A 4,184-nucleotide genomic window follows, 5' to 3' on the forward strand; every position below is an offset into this window, starting at 1 on the left:
AGCCGGCGTCGCCCTCGCGGACCACGCGGGTGTCGCGCGCCGCGAGCAGGGCGCGGACGCCCTTGGGCAGCTCGTGCGCGGTGGAGACGGACAGCGGCGCCTTGGCGAGGAGGCCGGCCGCGATGACGCGGAGGCCGTCGCCGAGCGTCGCGTCCTCGCCCACGCGGATCGTGACCGGCAGCGGCAGGTAGCGGAAGAGGTTCCGCTCGACGCCGAGGCCCGAGACGTCCTTCACCGTGGCGTACTCGTCGGCCCAGGCGACCGCGTCCGAGAGCGCCGACCGGCGGAGCAGCTCGAACGCGTCGTAGTCGAGCGAGGACTGCGACGCCTCGATGAGCTCGGTCACGCGGCGCTCGAGGCCGCGCAGGTGCAGCGAGCGGCTCGGCTCGGAGTGGTCGGGCTGCCAGTCTCCGAGGCCGAACAGGTAGTTCGGGCCGCCGGCCTTCGCTCCCGCGCCCACCGAGGAGCGCTTCCAGCCGCCGAACGGCTGCCGCTGCACGATCGCGCCCGTGATGCCGCGGTTGACGTACAGGTTGCCGGCCTCGACGTTCGCGAGCCAGGTGGCGAGCTCGTCGGCGTCGAGCGAGTGCAGCCCGGCCGTGAGGCCGAAGTCGACGGCGTTCTGGAAGCGGATCGCCTCGTCGAGGTCCTTGGCGTGCATGATGCCGAGCACGGGCCCGAAGAACTCGGTGAGGTGGAAGTACGAGCCGGGCTTCACGTTCGTGCGGATGCCGGGCGACCAGAGGCGGCCCGTGCCGTCGAGCTGACGCGGTTCGACGAGCCAGTCCTCGTCGGCGCCCAGCGTGGTGAGCGCGTGCAGCAGCTTGCCGTTCGCGGGCTCGACGATCGGGCCCATCTGGCTGGACGCGTGCTCGGGCCAGCCGACGCGCAGGCTCGTCGCGGCGTCCACCAGCTGGCGGCGGAACCGCTCCGACTTCGCGACCGACCCGACCAGGATCACGAGCGACGCGGCCGAGCACTTCTGGCCGGCGTGGCCGAACGCGCTCTTCACGACGTCGGATGCCGCGAGGTCGAGGTCGGCCGACGGCGTCACGATGATCGCGTTCTTGCCGCTCGTCTCGGCGAGCAGGGGCAGGTCCTTGCGGAACGAGCGGAACAGCTCGGCCGTCTCGTACGCGCCCGTGAGGATGACGCGGTCGACCTTCCCGTCGGAGACGAGCTTGGTGCCGAGCTCGCGCGAGCCGAGGTCCACCAGGGCGAGGAGGTCCTTGGGGATGCCCGCCTCCCAGAGCGCCTCGACCATGATCGCGCCCGAGCGCTGCGAGAGCTTCGCGGGCTTGATGATCACGCCCGAGCCCGCGGCGAGCGCGGCGAGCACGCCGCCCGCGGGGATCGCGACCGGGAAGTTCCACGGCGGGGTGACGACGGTGAGCTTCGACGGCACGAACCGTGCACCCTGCACGTGGTCGAGTTCGCGGGCGCGCTCGGCGTAGTAGTGGGCGAAGTCGATGGCCTCGCTGACCTCGGGGTCGGCCTCCGCGATGGTCTTGCCGGTCTCGGCGGCCATGACCTCGATGAGCCGGTCGCGGTTCGCGGCGAGCGCGAGGCCCGCGCGGTGGAGCACCGCGGCACGTTCGTCGGCCGGCTGGGCCGCCCACGCGGCGGCGCGCTCGGTGACCGCGGTCATGAGCTGCTCGAGCTCGTCGGCCGTCTCGATGCGGTTCGCCTGCAGCGTGTCGATGCCGAGCGTCGAGGTGGGCACGCGTTCGAGGATGCGTCGACCCCAGTCGCGGTTCGCGGCGAGGGCGGGGTCGGTGTCGGGCTCGTTCCGGAACCCGGGCGTGACGCCGGGGCCGGTGAGCTCGGCGGCGGCCGCGGCATCCGTCAGTTCGCCGTCGAGGGCGGAGCCGCGCGTGATGCCGAGGACGACGCTCGTGAGCGAGCCCTCGTGCTCCTCGCCCGGAGCGGGCGCGCCGACGACCGTGCCGGCGAGGTCGGCGATGTCCTTCTCGTCCCACTCGGTCCGGCGGTTCTGGGTGCGGTTGGGCGCCGGTGCGGCGCCCTCCGGGTCCTCGCCCTCGAGCGCGGCGAGCGAGCGGAGGTAGCGGTCGCGCTCGCGCTCGAACAGGGCGCGGTTCTCGTTCAGCTCGAACACGGCCGACATGAAGTTGTCCTGGCTCGCGTTCTCCTCGAGGCGGCGGATCAGGTACGCGATCGCGACGTCGAACTCGGACGGGTTCACGACCGGCGTGTAGAGCAGCAGGCGACCGACGTCGCCGCGCACGGCCTCGGCCTGGCCGGTCGCCATGCCGAGCAGCATCTCGAACTCGACGCCGTCGGCGACGCCGCGGTCCTTCGCGGTCAGGAACGCGTGCGCGACGTCGAAGAGGTTGTGGCCGGCGATGCCGAGCTTCACGGCGTCGATGCGCTCCGGCGTCATCGACCAGTGCAGCACGCGCTTGTAGTTGGTGTCGGAGTCCTGCTTGGTCGAGTAGGTCGCGAGGGGCCAGTCGTGGATGCGGGCGTCGACGGTCTCCATCGCGAGGTTCGCGCCCTTGACGACGCGCACCTTGATCGGCGCGCCGCCGGCGGCCCGTCGCGCCTGCGCCCACTCGGTGAGCCCCTGCATCGCGCCGAGCGCGTCGGGCAGGTAGGTCTGCAGCACGATGCCGGCCTCGAGGCCCTGCAGCTGCGGCTGGTCGAGGAGGCGCGTGAAGACCGCGATCGTGAGGTCGAGGTCGCGGTACTCCTCCATGTCGAGGTTGATGAACTTGGCCCTGCCCTGCGCGGTGCCCCGCGCGGCGAGCTCGTAGAGCGGCGTGAGCTTGGCGACGACCTTCTCGACGGCATCGTCGAAGGACCACATCGACAGCTGGCTGACGACGCTCGAGACCTTGATCGAGACGTAGTCGACGTCGTCGCGCGCGAGGAAGTCGTAGGTGCCCTTGAGGCGCCGGTCGGCCTCGTGCTCGCCCAGCACGGCCTCGCCGAGCAGGTTGAGGTTGAGGCGGTTGCCCGACTCGCGCAGCTTCGCGATCGCGGGGCCGAGCTTGGCGGGCGTCGCGTCGAGCACGAGGTGGCCGACCATCGCGCGCAGTACGCGTCGCGCGATCGGGATGACGAGCCATGGGAACGTCGGCGCCATCGCGCCGCCGAGGCGGATCGCGGCCTTGAGGTAGGCCGGCAGGAACTTCGGCGTCAGCTTCGCGACCTCGGCGAGGTTGCGGGCGGCGACGCCGAGGTCTTCGGGGCGCATGACGCCGTCGACGAAGCCGACGGTGAACGCGAGGCCGTGCTCGTCCTTCAGCACGCCCGCGAGTCGCTGCGCTGCAGGGTCGACGGGGTGGTTCGCGCTCTCGGCGAGCCACCGCTCGACGAGTGCGATGACGTGATCGGTGTCGGGAACGACGTCCACGAGGAGCTTCGAAGTGGTCACGACTGCGGCGTCCTTTGGTCTCGGAGGGCGAACGGGGATGGTGCACGCCCGGCACCTCCAGTGTGCGCCTCGGATTCCGTTCGGTACAGCGAATGAATCCGATGCATACTGTTCATGTTTCCCGAACGTTCGGTGCGCCGACACCCGCCGCGCCGCGTCGGGCGCGACGGGGGCGGATGCCCGCCCGGGGAGGTGCACGCATGCTCGACGTCCGACGCCTGCGCCTCCTGGTCGAGCTCAGCCAGCGCGGCACGCTCACGGCCGTCGCCGAGGCGCTCTCGTACAGCCCCTCGTCGGTCTCGCAGCAGCTCAGCCAGCTCGAGAAGGAGGCGGGCGTGCCGCTGCTCGTCCAGGTCGGCAGGCGCGTGCAGCTGACGCCGCAGGCCGAGCTCCTCGTCGGCCATGCGCAGGCCGTGCTCGAGCGGCTCGAAGAGGCCGAGGCGGATGTCGCGCGCTCCCTCACCACGGTGAGCGGCACCGTTCGCATCGCCGTGTTCCAGTCCGCCGCGCACGCCGTCGTCCCGCAGGCGCTCACCCTGCTCGCCGCCGAGCATCCCTCGCTGCGCGTCGAGGTCACCGAGCGCGAACCCGAACTCGCCCTCTTCGACGTCGCGGCACGCGACTTCGACCTCGTCGTCGCCGAGCAGTACCCGGGGTACACGCGCCCCCTGCACCCCGAACTCGACCGGGTCCCGCTGGCGCGCGACGCGATCCGCCTCGCACTGCCGCCGCATCCGGCCGCGCGTCGGCGGGGGCTTCGCCGTCCCGACCCCGTCGCGGCGGCGCT

The 4,184-nt window shown here is 72.1% G+C and carries 2 protein-coding genes; one reads left to right on the plus strand and one right to left on the minus strand.

Annotated elements, in window-relative coordinates:
- The coding region (locus tag ESO86_RS12545; RefSeq protein ID WP_129235332.1) for a bifunctional proline dehydrogenase/L-glutamate gamma-semialdehyde dehydrogenase at positions 1-3,397 on the minus strand (3,397 nt) is incomplete at its 3' end.
- Between the two features lie 200 nt (positions 3,398-3,597).
- Between ESO86_RS12545 and ESO86_RS12550 the strand changes: the two genes are divergently transcribed.
- On the plus strand, positions 3,598-4,184 hold a 587-nt coding region (locus ESO86_RS12550), incomplete at its 3' end, for a LysR family transcriptional regulator (RefSeq protein WP_165307767.1).

The organism is Agromyces binzhouensis (genome assembly GCF_004135055.1).
GTDB classification, from domain to species: Bacteria; Actinomycetota; Actinomycetes; order Actinomycetales; family Microbacteriaceae; genus Agromyces; species Agromyces binzhouensis.